17 protein-coding genes are annotated in these 15,906 nt (G+C 47.5%); 3 read left to right on the top strand and 14 right to left on the bottom strand.

What is annotated here, in order from left to right; genetic code table 11:
- Positions 1 to 2: 2 nt before the first annotated feature.
- The 5 genes from HMPREF9447_RS09560 to efp all read right to left on the bottom strand — a co-directional run bounded on the left by HMPREF9447_RS09560 (position 3) and on the right by efp (position 3,762).
- Positions 3 to 767, bottom strand: a complete 765-nt coding sequence (locus HMPREF9447_RS09560; RefSeq protein ID WP_009129510.1) for a UDP-2,3-diacylglucosamine diphosphatase — start codon at positions 765 to 767, stop codon at positions 3 to 5.
- A gap of 105 nt (positions 768 to 872) precedes the next feature.
- Entirely contained in the window at positions 873 to 1,184 is a 312-nt protein-coding gene (locus HMPREF9447_RS09555; RefSeq protein ID WP_009129509.1) for a metal-sulfur cluster assembly factor, read from the bottom strand.
- A 73-nt stretch (positions 1,185 to 1,257) separates the two neighbouring features.
- Positions 1,258 to 1,944, bottom strand: a complete 687-nt coding sequence (gene radC, locus HMPREF9447_RS09550) for a RadC family protein (protein WP_009129508.1) — start codon at positions 1,942 to 1,944, stop codon at positions 1,258 to 1,260.
- Positions 1,945 to 1,970: 26 nt separating this feature from the next.
- Positions 1,971 to 2,960, bottom strand: coding sequence for a glycosyltransferase (locus HMPREF9447_RS09545; protein ID WP_009129507.1), 990 nt, complete (start codon positions 2,958 to 2,960; stop codon positions 1,971 to 1,973).
- Between the two features lie 235 nt (positions 2,961 to 3,195).
- Positions 3,196 to 3,762 carry an elongation factor P gene (gene efp, locus HMPREF9447_RS09540; RefSeq protein WP_009129506.1) on the bottom strand — a complete coding sequence of 189 codons (567 nt, stop codon included), beginning with the start codon at positions 3,760 to 3,762 and terminating at the stop codon, positions 3,196 to 3,198.
- A gap of 190 nt (positions 3,763 to 3,952) precedes the next feature.
- On the opposite strand from efp, the gene rpmH reads away from it, so the two are divergent.
- The gene (gene rpmH, locus HMPREF9447_RS09535) at positions 3,953 to 4,114 is read left to right on the top strand and encodes a 50S ribosomal protein L34 (protein ID WP_009129505.1); all 162 of its coding nucleotides are present in this window, start codon (positions 3,953 to 3,955) and stop codon (positions 4,112 to 4,114) included.
- A gap of 97 nt (positions 4,115 to 4,211) precedes the next feature.
- Here rpmH and HMPREF9447_RS09530 read toward each other — a convergent pair whose 3' ends face one another.
- The 9 genes from HMPREF9447_RS09530 to HMPREF9447_RS09490 form a co-directional block, all read right to left on the bottom strand.
- The gene (locus HMPREF9447_RS09530) at positions 4,212 to 4,601 is read right to left on the bottom strand and encodes a rhodanese-like domain-containing protein (protein WP_009129504.1); all 390 of its coding nucleotides are present in this window, start codon (positions 4,599 to 4,601) and stop codon (positions 4,212 to 4,214) included.
- Between the two features lie 10 nt (positions 4,602 to 4,611).
- Positions 4,612 to 5,298, bottom strand: a complete 687-nt coding sequence (locus tag HMPREF9447_RS09525) for a NigD1/NigD2 family lipoprotein (protein WP_009129503.1) — start codon at positions 5,296 to 5,298, stop codon at positions 4,612 to 4,614.
- 8 nt (positions 5,299 to 5,306) lie between these two features.
- Positions 5,307 to 6,464, bottom strand: coding sequence for a hypothetical protein (locus tag HMPREF9447_RS09520; RefSeq protein WP_009129502.1), 1,158 nt, complete (start codon positions 6,462 to 6,464; stop codon positions 5,307 to 5,309).
- An 87-nt stretch (positions 6,465 to 6,551) separates the two neighbouring features.
- On the bottom strand, positions 6,552 to 7,526 hold the full coding sequence (locus HMPREF9447_RS09515; RefSeq protein WP_009129501.1) for a D-alanine--D-alanine ligase: 975 nt from the start codon (positions 7,524 to 7,526) through the stop codon (positions 6,552 to 6,554).
- Positions 7,523 to 8,596 (bottom strand): RluA family pseudouridine synthase, encoded by a 1,074-nt coding sequence (locus HMPREF9447_RS09510; protein WP_009129500.1) that lies wholly within the window; start codon positions 8,594 to 8,596, stop codon positions 7,523 to 7,525. Before HMPREF9447_RS09510 ends, HMPREF9447_RS09515 begins: the two co-directional genes overlap by 4 nt.
- Positions 8,597 to 8,652: 56 nt before the next feature.
- Positions 8,653 to 9,294 (bottom strand): PASTA domain-containing protein, encoded by a 642-nt coding sequence (locus tag HMPREF9447_RS09505; RefSeq protein WP_009129499.1) that lies wholly within the window; start codon positions 9,292 to 9,294, stop codon positions 8,653 to 8,655.
- A 187-nt stretch (positions 9,295 to 9,481) separates the two neighbouring features.
- Positions 9,482 to 10,435 (bottom strand): Rossmann-fold NAD(P)-binding domain-containing protein, encoded by a 954-nt coding sequence (locus tag HMPREF9447_RS09500; protein ID WP_009129498.1) that lies wholly within the window; start codon positions 10,433 to 10,435, stop codon positions 9,482 to 9,484.
- Positions 10,436 to 10,518: 83 nt separating this feature from the next.
- Positions 10,519 to 11,766, bottom strand: a complete 1,248-nt coding sequence (locus tag HMPREF9447_RS09495) for a glutamate-5-semialdehyde dehydrogenase (RefSeq protein ID WP_009129497.1) — start codon at positions 11,764 to 11,766, stop codon at positions 10,519 to 10,521.
- Between the two features lie 24 nt (positions 11,767 to 11,790).
- Entirely contained in the window at positions 11,791 to 12,024 is a 234-nt protein-coding gene (locus HMPREF9447_RS09490; protein ID WP_044137959.1) for a hypothetical protein, read from the bottom strand.
- Between the two features lie 148 nt (positions 12,025 to 12,172).
- On the opposite strand from HMPREF9447_RS09490, the gene HMPREF9447_RS09485 reads away from it, so the two are divergent.
- Both HMPREF9447_RS09485 and HMPREF9447_RS09480 read left to right on the top strand, forming a co-directional pair.
- The gene (locus HMPREF9447_RS09485; RefSeq protein ID WP_009129495.1) at positions 12,173 to 14,602 is read left to right on the top strand and encodes a glycoside hydrolase family 95 protein; all 2,430 of its coding nucleotides are present in this window, start codon (positions 12,173 to 12,175) and stop codon (positions 14,600 to 14,602) included.
- A 38-nt stretch (positions 14,603 to 14,640) separates the two neighbouring features.
- A complete protein-coding gene (locus HMPREF9447_RS09480) occupies positions 14,641 to 15,876 on the top strand; it encodes a glycoside hydrolase family 71/99-like protein (protein ID WP_009129494.1) in 1,236 nt (411 codons plus the stop codon).
- Positions 15,877 to 15,906: the final 30 nt, after the last annotated feature.

Genomic DNA, 15,906 nt, shown 5'->3' with positions numbered 1-15,906 from the left:
GACTACATTTTGGTTTCTCCTTCGATAAAGTTTTCTAGGAAGAAATTTTCGCCATCGAAGACAGCATACGAGAAGAAATTTATCCAGTCTCCCAGTATTGTTATGCGGGCTGTGGCGCTCAACATCAGGTCCAGTTCGATGTGGCGGTGGCCGTAGATGAAGAAATTGATGTTTGGGTGACTTTTCAGATACTCTTTTGTGTAGAGTATCAGGAATTCTTTGTCTTCGCCCATATAATCGGGCTCTTTGCCGTCGACACGTTTCTGGCGGCTGTGCTTTGCCCAGTTCAGTCCCCACTCCATACTCCAACGGGGGTGAATGGCAGAGAATAGAACTTGCAGGAATTCGCTGTGAAACATGGAGCGCAGCAGTTTGAACTTCTTGTCCGGGTCGCCTAAACCATCACCGTGTGCAAGGTAGAATTCCTTGCCGTATATTTCTGTAGTGAGTGGTTCGCGGTGCATGATGACACCGCACTCTGTGGTCAGATAGTCGGCACACCAGATGTCATGGTTGCCTGTGAAGAAGTGTACCTCCACTCCCATATCTGTCAGCTCGGATAGTTTGCCCAGAAAGCGGGTATATCCTTTGGGTACAACGGTCTTGAATTCATACCAGAAGTCGAACATATCTCCCAGCAAATACACGGCGGATGCTTTGTGCTTGATGCTGTCGAGGAAATTCACAAGGCGTCGTTCCTGGGTGCGTCCGTGCTCAATGGCGCGTGAGCCGAGGTGTGCGTCCGAAAGGAAATATACGTTCTTCATACTTCTGAGTTTTAAATTTGTTTTGAACACAGAAACACAGAGGTACAGAAGGGACGCTTTCTTTCCGAGGCTTCTTTATCTGTGCCTTTGTGTTTAAAGTTTACATTATAAGAAGCCTAATTCCAGTTTGGCTTCTTCGCTCATCATGTCCTTGTCCCATTCCGGCTCGAACACCAGATTGATGGTAGCGGCAGTGACACCGTCAACCGATTCAACTCTCTGGCGCACATCTTCCATGATGAAGTCGGCAGCCGGACAATTGGGAGCTGTTAAAGTCATGTCAATACTTACTTCCCCATTGTCGGCGAGGTCTATCTTGTAGATAAGTCCCAGATCGTATACGTTTACCGGGATTTCCGGATCAAATACGGTCTTGAGCATCTCTACTATTTTTTCTTCTATTTCAAACTTGGTCATATTCGTATGGTTTAGTTAGGCAAAGCTAAAGAAATTAATTGAAACTACAAAAGAACGGGTTTTGAAAAAGCCGCTAGATCATTCCTTCATCATTGAAACTGTAGTACTTTCCGTCTGTTACAATAACGTGGTCGATGAGGCGGATGTTCATAGTCTGTGTCCCTTTTTGCACGAGTTGCGTCAGGCGTTGGTCGTCTGTGCTTGGACGGGGACTGCCCGAAGGATGGTTGTGTATCAGGGCTATCTGTGTGGCACGCTGTATCAGGGCTTCGCGCAGGATGCTGCGTACATCGGCGGTGGTTTGGTCGATGCCGCCGCGGCTGATGCGGGTTTTGTCGATGATGCGGGAAGATTGGTTGAGTAGCAATACCCAGAATTCTTCGTAGGCAAGATCGCAGAGCAGAGGGTGGAAAAGTTCGTAGATGTCTTTAGAGCAACGGACCGTGGCGCGTTCCGGGCGTTCTTGTAGTTTGCGGCGTTTGCCCAGTTCCAATGCTGCCATGATAGTGATGCTTTTGGCCGGGCCAAAGCCTTTGAAGCGGGAGAAATCCCGCACTTCCCATTTTCCTAATTGATTCAGATCATTGCCACATTCGGAGAGCACCCGTTGCATCAGAGTTACTGCGCTTTCCTCTGTGTTTCCTGAACCGATAAGGATGGCAAGAAGTTCGGCGTCGCTCAGAGCCTCTGAGCCTTTCAGCATCATCTTCTCCCGTGGACGGTCTTCTTCCGCCCACTGGTTGATATTTAGTTTTTCCATGCTAATCACTAAACACTAATCGTTCATCACTTATAAAAGTTCTTTTTAAATGCTTCAAATTCATCTTTTCCCCGTATGCAACGGTTCCACCATGCCCGCCAGAAACCGGTCCCGTATCCGATGAGTTGGATGAAAGAAGCGGCGATGGAGTAAATACCGATAAGCAAACTCCGGTTTTGGATGGTGGAGTCAACACATACCAATAGTGCATATAGTGCAATGGGCGTCAGGCTATAAAGACAGAAAGGAGCACCGAGCAACAATATTGCCACTCCGAGCGTGAATGCTGCTGGTAAGAGGTGAACAATCTTCAATGATTCCGGGTACTTCTTATACAGGTTGATACGTGCAATCCCCGAATTGTGCACTTGCTTGAAGAATTTCTTCAGGTCCGTGCGCCGCTTATGATATACCCACGCATCTGGGAACAGCCTGCACTGATAACCGCCTTTGAATATCCGGATACTAAAGTCGATATCTTCTCCGAACCGCATTTTGGAGAAGCCTCCAAGTGCAGTGTATACATCTTGTCTGACTCCCATATTGAAGCTTCGCGGATAGAATTTATCCATTTTCTTTTTTCCACCGCGGATGCCACCGGTGGTAAAGAAAGAAGTCATGGAGTAATTAATAGCTTTCTGTATATCCGTAAAAGATTCATGTGCCCGGTCCGGTCCGCCGAAGGCATCGGCAGGGGAGATTTGGAGTTCTTTCTCGATGGCGGTAAGGTAACCTTCGGGCAGTATGCAGTCGGAATCTAGTATAATCAGATATTCCCCGGTACTTCGTTCGGCGCCATAGTTCCGGCTTTGTCCGGGGCCGGAATTGGGCTTGTTATAATAGTGTATATCCAGTTTTTTCTGATAGTATTCCACTACTTCTTTGCAGGGAACGGATGAACCGTCTTCCACAACCACGACCTCAAAATCGTTGAAGCTTTGCCCGGCCAGGCTGCATAACAGTTCGTCTAACTCGTCGGGACGGTTGTATACGGGGATGATGACGGAGTATTTCATAAATGCATTAATCTTTTAATTCGTCACCAACTTGGTGACTGTTATATTCGTTGTCTGTCTTTATCTGTTTACTCATGGTTGCAATTGGGTTGCTTGTTGCTTACAAAGATAAACCATTATTTTTCGATAATTACTCCGATTGTATATTCTTTTACTGACTATATAAAAAAAACTGCCCGCCGGAAGTGTTTGATTCTCCTGGCAGACAGCTTATATATGTATGAAATGATCCGTCTTATACTTTCACGCGGCTTACGTAAGAACCATCACGGGTATCGATTTCGATAGTTTCGCCTTCGCTGATGAATAAAGGAACCCGTACCGTAGCACCTGACTCAACAGTTGCAGGTTTCAGAGTGTTGGTAGCTGTATCACCTTTTACACCCGGTTCAGTATAAGTAATCTTCTGCTGAACCTTGATAGGCATGTCAGCGTAAAGAACAGTTTCGGTAGAAGCGTCCGATACAACTTCCAAAACTGAACCTTCCATCAGGAAGTCAACACCGTTGATGAGGTCGTGAGCAATAGGATGTTGGTCAAAAGTTTCCTGATTCATGAAGATATAGTCTTCACCTTCTTTATATAAGTACTGATAAGGACGACGCTCTACACGTACATCTTCCAGCTTTTCGCCGATATTGAAGCGACGTTCGAGTACATAGCCGTTTACTACGTCTTTCAGTTTGACACGCATAAAAGTGTTACCTTTTCCCGGTTTTACATGCAGGAATTCGATACAGAAATACAGCTTGCCATCCATGCGGATGCAAGTTCCATTTTTAATGTCTTGGGCATTAATCATACTAATATTTTTTATTTTAGATGTTATATAATTTGTCTCCAGTGAGCTTTGCGGGTACAAAAGTAATGGAAATCAGTAAAAAACGCAAAAAGTTTTGAGAGAAAAAGACTTAACTCTTGGTTATTTTGAAAAAAGTCCCTATTTTTGCAGCCCGATTACGTGAAATAATAACATAAAACAATATACAGTAATGAAAAGAACATTTCAACCCTCTAACAGAAAGAGAAAAAACAAACACGGTTTCCGTGAAAGAATGGCTTCCGCTAACGGTCGCAGAGTATTGGCTTCACGTCGTGCAAAAGGCCGCAAGAAACTGACTGTTTCTGACGAATACAACGGAGTGAAAGGATAATTCACTCTTTGTTTAAAGAGATAAGAAAGCCGCAAAGGACTGATAACAGTGCTTTGCGGCTTTTCTCTTTTTTATATGAACGTAGTGCAAAACTATCTTATTTCTCTGTTTCCTTGCCGGCTTTCTTCCAGCCTTCGAAACCTTCATCAAGGTCGTAGACTACATATCCTTTTGCGCTGAGTATAGCGGCTGCCTTTTTGCTGCGCTTGCCACTTCGGCAGTAAAGAGCTACAGGCTTTTCTTTTTGCAGTGTGGAGTCGGCCATTGCCGGAAACTCTTTATCCAGCACATTAATATTGATGCTGCCCGGTATGTGGTCCTCAGAATATTCAGCAACGGTACGTACATCTAGGCGCTGAACATCCGGATTAGCAATAATCGAAGAGAACTCTTCGGCTGAAACGGACTTGAAATCTCCTTTTTGCTGACAGGAAAAAAGGGAAGTGAAGAACAGGCAAATGCCTGTGATAACGGAATTTATTTTCATCTGGATTGTTTTATTGGGGATTATATTCAAATTCATAACTCTTTTCTTCACCGGAGTAGGTTTGCAGTGAAAAACGTACTGTTACTTTTTCTACCCCTTCTGTAGCATATTGCCGCAGGGGAATGGAAAGATAGGCACGTTTATTATAAGCTTGTACATCTCCGTCACTATGATACAATGAGAGGTACACAAACCGGTGTCCGGTCTCTTCGTCCGTACTGACGTCCTCTTCCACAAAGTGGAATAAATGTTTTCCGTTTTGTGCTTTGATGTCCAGTATCATATTCAGATAATCAAGTCCCATCCAGATGCTGGTCACATCGGCCGGATCGCGTTTCACTCCATCTTTGAACTCCGATGCAGGTCTCGGCACAGGAGATACAGCATTTAACGAGGCATACAATTTCACTCCGGATGTGCCATCAGTAGTCACTGCCGTGCCATAATTACTGACTATGCGGACTGACGCATTCGCATCTATACGCGTATTCGATGCGTCTTCCACTACTGCGTAGGTTTTTCCTTCATCCGTCAAAACGGATTTTAAACTGCCATTGGCATCTGCCTGTGCAGTCAGAAATTCCAGTTTCACGGGTGGGTAATGATACTCGTCATCATCGCCACAGGAAACCAATACACATAGCAGTATGGGCAAGAGCCAGCGTAAAGAAGCGGAGAATTGTAGCTTACCTTTCATATCTTACTTTATTTCGGAGTCTCAGTTTTTGCAACCAGATAATTCGTCAGAGGATTGGCATACATCAACAGTATCTTTTCGCGTAGGAACGGTACGTCTTTGTTTGCCAGTTCTATGCGGTCGAGTTGCTGGTCGATGTATTTCAGGAAACGTTGTTTTTCTTCGGCGGTGTAATGGGTGGAGAAAGATTTGGTACCCGACAAGCAATCGTGAGCTATATAATTACCGGGATATATGCGATAGTTCGCATGGATTTTCCGGTCTATGAGGGCGGAAATCTGTGAGAAGAGTTCGGGCTTGGGTAGAGAATGGTCTAGCTTTGCCAGTTCTTCATTGATGCAGGGCGACACCTGGAAGTGTACATACCCTTTGAATCCGAACAATCCGGTCTGCATATTCTTCAGGTCGTCTGCCTGCGTTTTCTTGTAGTCCGGTATGTCACGTTTCAACTGGAACTCTTGTGCTTTCAAGTAGTCGCAAGGGTCATATTCATACGAGATGGCCAGCGGAGCGATGTTCATTTCCGTTAGCCGGTCTATGATGTCGCCTTCTCCACCCATGGCAAGCATTTTGAGAACGCTTTCCTGTGTACGGTCGTTCGAGTCTTTCGCACGTCCTTCGCGTTGGGCTATCCAGATGGATTGATTCTTGTCCTTGATGGTGTGGTGCATATAGCGCGACATGCGTGCCGAAGATTCCAGCATCTGCCGCATGGTCAGGGCACGTTGCACGATGAATGATTTGTTGACGCGCACGAATTTCTTAATCCAGGGATAGATTAATAAGTTGTCTCCGATGGCAATCTCTACTGTGTCTATGTCCTGGTCTATCAATTCTACGGACAGGAAACCTGAGTCGAGGATAATGTCGCGGTGGTTGGATATATAGGTATAAGCGGACTCCTTATCCGATAGCGCCGTGCGGTCCAGAGTCACCCCCAGAGTGGTGTCCTTGGCAAACTTTCTCAGAATTACGTAACAGAATGCTTTCTGAAACTCCAACTTCGTCTTGCATGAACGCATTTTTTGCGCAAGTGCCTCAAAAGGAACTTCCGGAAAAACAGCAGTCGCCACCTGCCGGAAAGCCGGATCGGCAATCAGTTCCTCAAAAATCTGAGGAAGTTCCTCGTCATGATAAGGGCGGATTTCATCAAATTCCATGTTCATAATGATTAACGTTTAGTGATTAGCGATTAGTTGGTTGTGAATAGTGAATTGCCTGGATGCTAATCACTAATCACTAACCTTTCATCACTAAAATTGGTTCTCGATAATATCTGTCATTACATCTTTGATATCCAGTCCCGCAGCACGCACTTGCTGGGGTATGAAACTGGTAGTCGTCATTCCGGGCGTGGTGTTTACTTCCAGCAGGTTGACTTTGTCTCCGGCTGTAATGATATAATCCACACGGATGATGCCGGAGGCACCCAGAATATCATAGATGGCGGAAGTCAATGCCTGTACTCGGCGAGTCAGGTCGTCGGAGATGCGGGCGGGAGTGATTTCGGAAACCTGTCCGTTGTACTTGGCGTCGTAGTCGAAGAACTCATTATCCGTCACCACTTCTGTGATGGGGAACACTACCGACTTCTCTTTGGTCTTGTAGCAACCGCAGGTGATTTCCGTTCCTTCCATGAAGGCTTCCACCAGGACTTCTTTCGCTTCGTTGAATGCCTTAACAATGGCAGGTTGTATTTGTTCTTTCGTCTTAACCTTTGTTACACCGAAACTTGAACCACCTAGACTGGGCTTGATGAAGCAAGGCAAGCCAATCTTCTCTATCACGTCTTCGTCGGAAATGGACTGTCCCTGCCGGAGCACTAAAGACTCTGAAATGCGGACACCAAATACTTTCAGGTATTGGTTGCAGGCAAACTTATCGTAAGTAAGTGCGGCTGCCAGCACTCCGCAACAGGAGTAGGGGATGTGGAGCAGGTCGAAGTAACCTTGCAAACGTCCGTCTTCGCCCGGGGTGCCATGGATGGTGATGTAGGCAAAGTCGAAGGTGACCTTCTTGCCATTCAGTTGGAAACTGAAGTCATTCCGGTCGATGGGGGCTTTGCCGCCGTCGGGGAGTTGCGCATGCCAGTCCAGCCCTTGCATTTCCACAATATATAATGTATACTTTTCCTTATCGATAAAGGAATAGATGCCCTGTGCACTGCGCAGGGAAACCTGGAATTCGGAGGTGTCACCTCCGCAAACGATAGCAATCGTGCGTTTCATTCTAAATCTCTGTTACTGATGTAGCCTCTCCATTTGTCTATCAGCTGGGTCATGTCGTCGGGCATTTCCGAGGTAAAATACATCTCTTCGCCGGTGGCGGGATGCACAAACCCCAGCGTCATGGCGTGCAGCGCCTGCCGCGGACAAGTATCGAAGCAATTGTTTACAAATTGTTTGTATTTACTAAAATGAGTACCTTTCAGAATCTCATGACCACCGTAGCGCTCATCATTAAAGAGCACGTGCCCGATGTGTTTCATGTGCACACGTATCTGATGGGTACGTCCTGTTTCGAGGATGCACTCTACAAGGGTGACATAACCCAAGCGTTCCAGTACCCGGTAATGGGTTACGGCATGTTTTCCCTGGTCGTCGGGCAGGACGGTCATTTGCATACGGTCTCTGGGATTCCGGCCGATGTTGCCTGTGACGGTTCCTTCATCCTGTTCCATCACTCCCCACACCAGCGCACGGTAGCGGCGTTTGGTGGTTTTGTTGAAGAACTGTATGCCGAGGTTGGTTTTGGCATCCGGTGTTTTTGCTATGACGAGCAGACCGGATGTGTCTTTATCGATACGGTGTACTAGTCCCACGTGAGGGTCGTTGGCATCGTAATCGGGATTATCTTTCATGTGCCAGGCAATGGCATTCACTAAAGTACCGTGATAGTTTCCATGTCCCGGATGGACAACCAGTCCGGCAGGCTTGTTCACTATCATGAGGTATTTATCCTCATAAACGATATTAAGTGGAATATCTTCGGGAATGACTTCGTTTTCATAACGTGGGCGGTCCATCATGATGGTGATGACGTCCATTGGCTTCACCTTGTAGCTGCTTTTGACGGGTTTGTTGTTGGCCATCACGAAGCCATCTTGCGCCGCTTTCTGAATGCGGTTGCGCGAAGCGTTCGTCAGGCGGTCGAACAGGTATTTGTCTACGCGCATCATCTCCTGTCCCTTGTCCACTACCACACGGAAGTGTTCATAGAGTTGCGCCTCATCGCCGACGGGTTCCACATCGTCCAGGTCGTCATCAATCGTTATGTCGTCCGGCAATTCTTCTATCATCCCTTGTTTTTTCTATGTGTTATTATAATGAAAATTCCCCGTGTATATCTATTCGATTAGAACCAGGATTCATCCGCAGCAGAGTCTCCGGAAGAAACGGGTGTACCGGCATCTGTTCCTGTAGAATCTCCTTCTTGGGGCAATTCTCCGCCATCTCCCACAATTAGGGTCAGCGTAGCACCTACGGGCACTTTCTCTCCGTTAGTCAGTGTATGTCCTTTATATTTCACACCGTATACCCAATCTTTCTCACCGGGTATGTACTGGTTTTCGGCCAGTTTGAAACCGGATGCTAACAGACGTGCCTGTGCCTGACGCATAGAACTGTTGTCCGCTACGTTGGGAACGACTTGCAGGGGGGTACTAAGCGTGTTTATTGTCAGATAGATGGTGCGTCCTTCTTTCACCTTCTGTCCGGCAGAAGGATTGTAGTCGAGGATGCATCCGGCAGGTAAGTTTTTTACATAGCTGGAGTCGGAAACAATGCAGCTCAGGCCCTGGTTGCGGAATAGCTTTTCAGCTTCTGCAACTCCCATGCCTTTCACATTGGGCACCACTACAGCTTCGCCGTGACGGGTATATATATCCAGTCCCTTCAATACTCCGAACAGTGCAAGGGCAACCACAATAATCATTGCAATCAGGTTTGCCCAGAAGTATTTATTCTGTCGGAAAGAAAAAAACTCTTTTATAGTCATAATCCTTAGCGTTGTTTGGGGCAAAGATAATGCAAACCGAGAGCAGTACAAAATAAGCTCGCTTATTTTTAACGTTGAGATGTTGCTTATCTTCGCTTTTGGAGTAAAGGGAAGGTATGTCAGAAGTCATTTTGCATATTCCGGGCGCATATTGATTCGTCCGGAATACACAAAGACTTTCTCTTTCTTAGAGTGATTGGAGCAGTCTCTTCAATACTACCGTAGCCGATATTTCGCGGTTAGCGGCTTCGGGAATTACGATAGACTGGGGGCTTTCGATAACGTCGTCCGTTACAATCATGTTGCGGCGTACGGGCAGGCAGTGCATGAAACGGGCATTGTTGGTCACAGCCATCTGGCGGGCGCTGACAGTCCATTCGCGGTCTTTACTCAGAATCTGTCCGTAATTATCGCCAGCATAAGCTGCCCAGTTCTTGGCGTAGATAAAATCGGCACCTTCAAAGGCTTTTATCTGGTCGTATTCAACGCGTGCATTTCCCACGAATTGCGGGGCAAGTTCGTAGCCTTCGGGATGGGTGATGACGAAATCATAATCTGTAGCGTTCATCCACTCTGCGAATGAGTTAGGCACGGCTTGAGGCAACGGACGCGGATGGGGGGCCCAGGTCATTACGACTTTGGGGCGTGCCGTCTTTTTGTATTCCTCAATGGTGATGAGGTCGGCAAAACTCTGCAACGGGTGGCGTGTGGCAGCTTCCATTGAGAACACCGGACGTCCGGAATGTTGGATGAATTGGTTTATGATGATTTCGTTGTAATCATCTTCCTTACTCTCGAAGCGGGCGAAGGAGCGTACACCGATGATGTCGCAGTAGCAACCCATCACGGGAATGGCTTCCAGCAGGTGTTCGGGTTTGTCGCCGTCCATGATGACGCCGCGTTCTGTTTCCAGTTTCCATGCACCCTGGTTGATATCGAGTACGATGACGTTCATACCCAGATTCGTAGCAGCTTTCTGGGTGCTGAGGCGGGTACGCAAGCTGGAGTTGAAGAAAATCATCATCAACGTCTTGTTACGTCCCAACTCTACATATTTAAAACGGTCTTTCTTGATCTCAAATGCTTCATCCAGTGCAGCCTTCAGATTGCCGATGTCCTGCACACAAGTAAACTTCTTCATGATTATATTTATGATTTATAATTTATGATTTATGATTTATGAATGGAGATACTTTTACTAATCACTTATCACTCTACCACTTATCACTCCCTCACCTGTCCTTCTCCTTCGATAATCCACTTGTAGGTGGTGAGCTCTTCCAATGCCATGGGGCCACGGGCATGCAGCTTCTGGGTGCTGATACCAATTTCAGCGCCCAGTCCGAACTGCGCTCCGTCTGTAAAGGAAGTCGGTACGTTGACGTATATGCAGGCGGCGTCCACATCACGGCAGAACCATTCGGCACGGGACTCATCTTCGGTCACGATACATTCGCTATGTTTGGAGCCATATTTCTGGATATGGGCGATGGCTTCGCGGATGGATTGAACGGTTTTGACGGACATCTTGTAGTCCAGGAATTCGGTGCCGAAGTCCTCTTCTGTGGCTTCTTTCAACAGCTCGTCGGGATAGCTGCCTTTCAGGACATTGTAGGCATAAGGGTCTGCATAGATTACCACATGGCTTTGGGGCAACGGCCGGCAAAGGGCGGGGAGGTCGCTGAGGCGGTCTCCGTCAATCAGTACGCAGTCCAAAGCATTGCAGACGCTGACGCGGCGGGTTTTGGCATTGTTGATGATGGCGGCACCTTTCTTTACGTCACCATATCGGTCGAAGAAGGTGTGGCAGATGCCTGCGCCGGTTTCAATTACCGGGATGGTGGCGTTCTGGCGCACAAAGTTGATGAGGTTGCTGCTGCCACGGGGGATGAGCAAATCCACGTAGCCTCGGGCATTCAGCAGTTCGGCGGTTGCTTCACGGTCGGCGGGCAGCAACTCTACGATATGTGGATTGACGTTGAAACGTTCCAGTACTTCGTGTATCACGCTGATGATGGCACGATTGGAATAGTCGGCATCGCTGCCACCCTTCAGGATACAGGCGTTTCCGCTTTTCAGGCAGAGGGAGAACACATCGAAACTAACGTTCGGGCGTGCTTCGTATATGATGCCGATGACGCCAAAGGGAACGCTTACTTTTTTGATTCTCATTCCTTTCGGGTGTGTGCTGTCCTTCAATATGCGTCCCAGTGGAGAGGGGAGGGTTGCTACATTGCGTGTGTCGGCAGCAATGCCTTGCAGACGCTCTGCGGTTAGTTTCAAACGGTCGTATTTCGGGTCTTTAGGGTCCATCCTTTCCAGGTCCTTCTTGTTCTCTGCAAGGATAAAGTCCGATTTTGCCAGGGCGGCATCTGCTACAGCCAGCAAAATCCGGTTGATTTCCTGGTCGCTCAGCGATAATAATTCGCGGCTGGCTTCCTGCACAGTGGCAAATACTTTGTTTAAGTTCATCTTTATTGTACTTTTTAGTGTTGATTACACTGCAAATGTACTAATTATATTGAGAATGCATGCTTTATCTCTTTGAAAAAGGATTTGCAAATCTTCTGCTAATACTTTGCCAATCTTCTGCCAAGGCTTTGGCAATCTTTTGCCACCGCATTGGCAAACTTTTGCCACTGCCTTGGCAAGACTTTGCCAAAGCTTTGGCAAGACGTTGGCAAAGTAGCAACTACGTAAACCGGCTTCTGACTCTGAAAATAACCTCATGTTAATCTCATTTCTTCCCTCAAAAAGAGCATTATTTTCGTCAATCCTTTCTATTAATCTTATTTTAAGTGGATATTAAGGCTTTTTCGTTGACTTTATTAATGGGTTCCGCTTTTCTTTGCATTCGGAAAACATAAACTTAATAATCATGAAAAACCGTTTGATAGGTCTATTCTTTATATGCGCGTGTTGCGTAATGGCCAAAGCTGATGATTTGAAGCTGTGGTACAGTCAGCCGGCTAAGGTATGGACCGAAGCGTTACCTTTAGGAAATTCGCGTTTGGGCGCCATGCTCTATGGCGGAGTAGTTAATGAACAAATACAGTTGAATGAAGAGACTGTCTGGGGTGGTGGACCGCATCGCAATGACAGTCCGAAGGCACTCGGCGTGTTGCCCCAGGTCAGAGAACTGCTTTTCACCGGGCGTGAGAAAGAAGCAGAAAAGATGATTGCCGATAACTTCTTCACCGGACAACATGGTATGCCATTCCAGACCATCGGTAGCCTGATGCTGGAATTTGATGGACATGCCGATTACTCCGATTATCGTAGAGAACTGGACTTGGAAAAGGCGATAGCATCCGTGCGATACAAAATAGGTGAAGTGAACTATACCCGCACCGTGTTTACCTCGTTGGCAGATAATGCGCTGATTGTGCGTATTGAAGCCGATAAACCGGGCGCAGTCAGTTTCACCACCCGATACAGCACCCCGTATAAGGAATACGCGGTAAAGAAAAGCGGTAAGAGTCTGCTCTTGTCCGGTCACGGCTCTGCACACGAGGGCATCCCCGGAGCCATCCGTTTTGAAACCCGCACCCAGATAAAGGCTGAAAAGGGCAAGGTGAGTGTTACCAATGACTGCATCGAAGTGAAAGGTGCAGATGCCGCCGTGATTTATGTGACGGCTGCCACCAACTTCGTCAATTATAAAGACGTGAGTGCCAATGAAACCCGGCGTGCGACGGAGTTCCTTGCGAAAGCCATGAAACGCCCGTATGCCCAGGCGCTGTCCGCCCATGAGGAAGCTTATCAAAAGCTTTTCGGTCGTGTATCACTCAACGTGGGAGCTTCCGCCAAAGAAGAGACATCCTACCGCATCAAGCATTTCAATGAAGGCAAAGACCCCGGTCTGGTAGCATTGATGTTCCAGTTCGGTCGCTACCTGCTCATCTCTTCTTCACAGCCCGGCGGACAACCGGCAGGCTTGCAAGGCATCTGGAACCATGAGCTCTTCGCCCCGTGGGATGGAAAGTATACCATCAACATCAATACCGAGATGAACTATTGGCCGGCAGAAGTGACCAACCTTACGGAAATGCACGAGCCTCTCTTCCAGATGGTAAAAGAGCTCTCCGAATCGGCACAAGGCACAGCCCACACCCTGTATGATTGTCGCGGCTGGACAGTACATCATAATACGGATTTGTGGCGTATGGCCGGCCCTGTAGATGGTGCTTCGTATGTCTGGCCATTGGGCGGTGCCTGGTTGAGCCAGCACTTGTGGCAACACTATCTTTATACAGGCGACCAGGCATTCCTGCAAACTGCTTATCCGGCTCTGAAAGGAGCTGCCGACTTCTTCCTCGACTTCCTGGTGGAACATCCTAAATATGGCTGGATGGTTTGTGCACCCTCCATGTCGCCTGAACAAGGCCCTCCGGGAACAGGCACGATGCTTACCGCCGGATGCACCATGGACACACAGATTGTGCTGGATGCACTGACTTCCGTCCTGTCGGCTACGAAACTGCTGTATCCCGACCATACATCCTATTGCGACAGTCTGCAAAGTATGATTAAGCGCCTGCCCCCTATGCAGATAGGCAAGCACAATCAGTTGCAGGAATGGCTGGCCGATGTGGATGACCCGCGTAACGACCACCGTCATGTCTCCCACTTGTATGGTCTTTATCCGAGTAATCAGATTTCCCCGTATGCGCATCCGCAGCTTTTTCAGGCAGCTAAACGTTCGCTCCTGTATCGCGGTGACATGGCTACCGGTTGGTCTATCGGCTGGAAGATAAACCTGTGGGCACGTCTGCTCGATGGCGACCATGCCTATAAGATAATCAAGAATATGCTGAATCTGGTGGAAGATGGAAACCCCAACGGACGCACTTACCCGAATATGTTCGATGCACATCCGCCTTTCCAGATTGATGGTAACTTCGGCTTTACGGCCGGTGTAGCCGAGATGCTGCTTCAAAGTCATGATGAAGCATTGCACTTACTGCCTGCCCTGCCCGGAGATTGGAGCAAAGGCAGCGTAAAAGGTCTGGTGGCCCGTGGAGCTTTCGAGGTAGATATGGACTGGGATGGCGGTGAGCTGACTACGGCTACCGTAACTTCCCGCATCGGTGGCAACCTGCGCATCCGTTCGTACGTGCCACTGGAAGGTGCAGGACTGAAAGAAGCCAAGGGCGATAATCCCAATCCGTTGATGAAACGCGGAGATATTAAAGAGCCTCTGGTAGCTGCCGGACTGAGGGCACAGTATCCTCTTCTGTATAAGATTTATGAGTATGATATTCAGACTCAACCGGGAGAAAAGTACACCTTGCAAAGAGCATTTTAGTGAATTGGTATTAAGATAATAAAGATATAAAATAGGTTATGGTAAGAAGACTAAATTGGTTTATTGTATACTTGTTGTTTTCAGTAGGTATTATGGCACAGACTGCCGGAAAGCAGTATAACTCGTACAAAGGATTGGTGATGGCCGGTTATCAGGGGTGGTTCAACGCCCCTGATGATGGTGCCGGCCGGGGATGGTATCACTACACCGGACACGATGGTTTTCGCCCCGGTTCCTGTACGATTGACTTTTGGCCGGAAGTATCGGAGTATAAGCAACTGTATAAGACGGAGTTCAAGTTTGCTGACGGCACGCCGGCTTACACTTTCTCTTCGCACGATGCCTCTACGGTGGATACCCATTTCAGATGGATGAAAGAGTATGGACTGGATGGCGTGTTTATGCAACGCTTTGTAGGGGAAATTAGCAATAAAAGCGGACTGAACCACTTCAATAAGGTACTGAACTCGGCCATGCAGGCTGCCAATAAGTATGAGCGGGCTATCTGTGTGATGTACGACCTGAGCGGTATGCGCCCCGGAGGTGAAGATGCGTTACTGAAAGATATTGCTGATATAGCCAAGCGCCATTCCTTGAAAGACCATGCCAAGAATCCTTCCTATCTGTATCACAACGGCAAACCGTTGGTTACTGTTTGGGGAGTGGGATTTAATGATCGCCGCCGTTATGGTCTGAATGAGGCTGAGAAGATTATTAATGGTCTGAAAGCACAAGGGTTCAGTGTAATGCTGGGTGTGCCTACGCATTGGCGCGAATTGAGTGGCGATACGGAATCGGACCCTCGTCTGCATGAACTGATTAAGAAGTGTGATGTAGTGATGCCTTGGTTCGTGGGGCGTTATAATGAAGATTCATATCCCCGCTATCAGAAACTGGTTGGTGAGGATATCAAGTGGGCCAAGAAGAATAAAGTGGACTATGCTCCTTTGTGTTTTCCAGGTTTTTCGTGGCGTAATATGAAAGGGCGCGAAAATAGTGTGCAGATACCACGCAATAAAGGTTCGTTCCTTTGGAAACAGTTGTCAGGGGCCATAAAGGAAGGAGCTGAAATGATTTATGTAGCTATGTTTGACGAAATAGATGAAGGCACGGCAATCTTCAAATGTGCTAAAAAGGTTCCTGTAGGTGCCAGTACATTTGTTCCTATCGAAGAAGGAATTGAAAGCGACCATTACTTGTGGTTGGTAGGGCAGGCAGGTAAGATGCTGCGCAAAGAGAAGCCGTTGGAAATGAAGCAGCCCAAACGAAAATGATTTAGTTACGGGCTACGAGTTACAGGTGAT

Origin of the sequence: Bacteroides oleiciplenus YIT 12058, from assembly GCF_000315485.1 — a bacterium.
In the GTDB taxonomy this organism is placed as follows: Bacteria; Bacteroidota; Bacteroidia; order Bacteroidales; family Bacteroidaceae; genus Bacteroides; species Bacteroides oleiciplenus.
The sequence above is the reverse complement of the archived record's forward strand: the minus strand, read 5'-3'. Positions and strand labels throughout refer to the sequence as shown.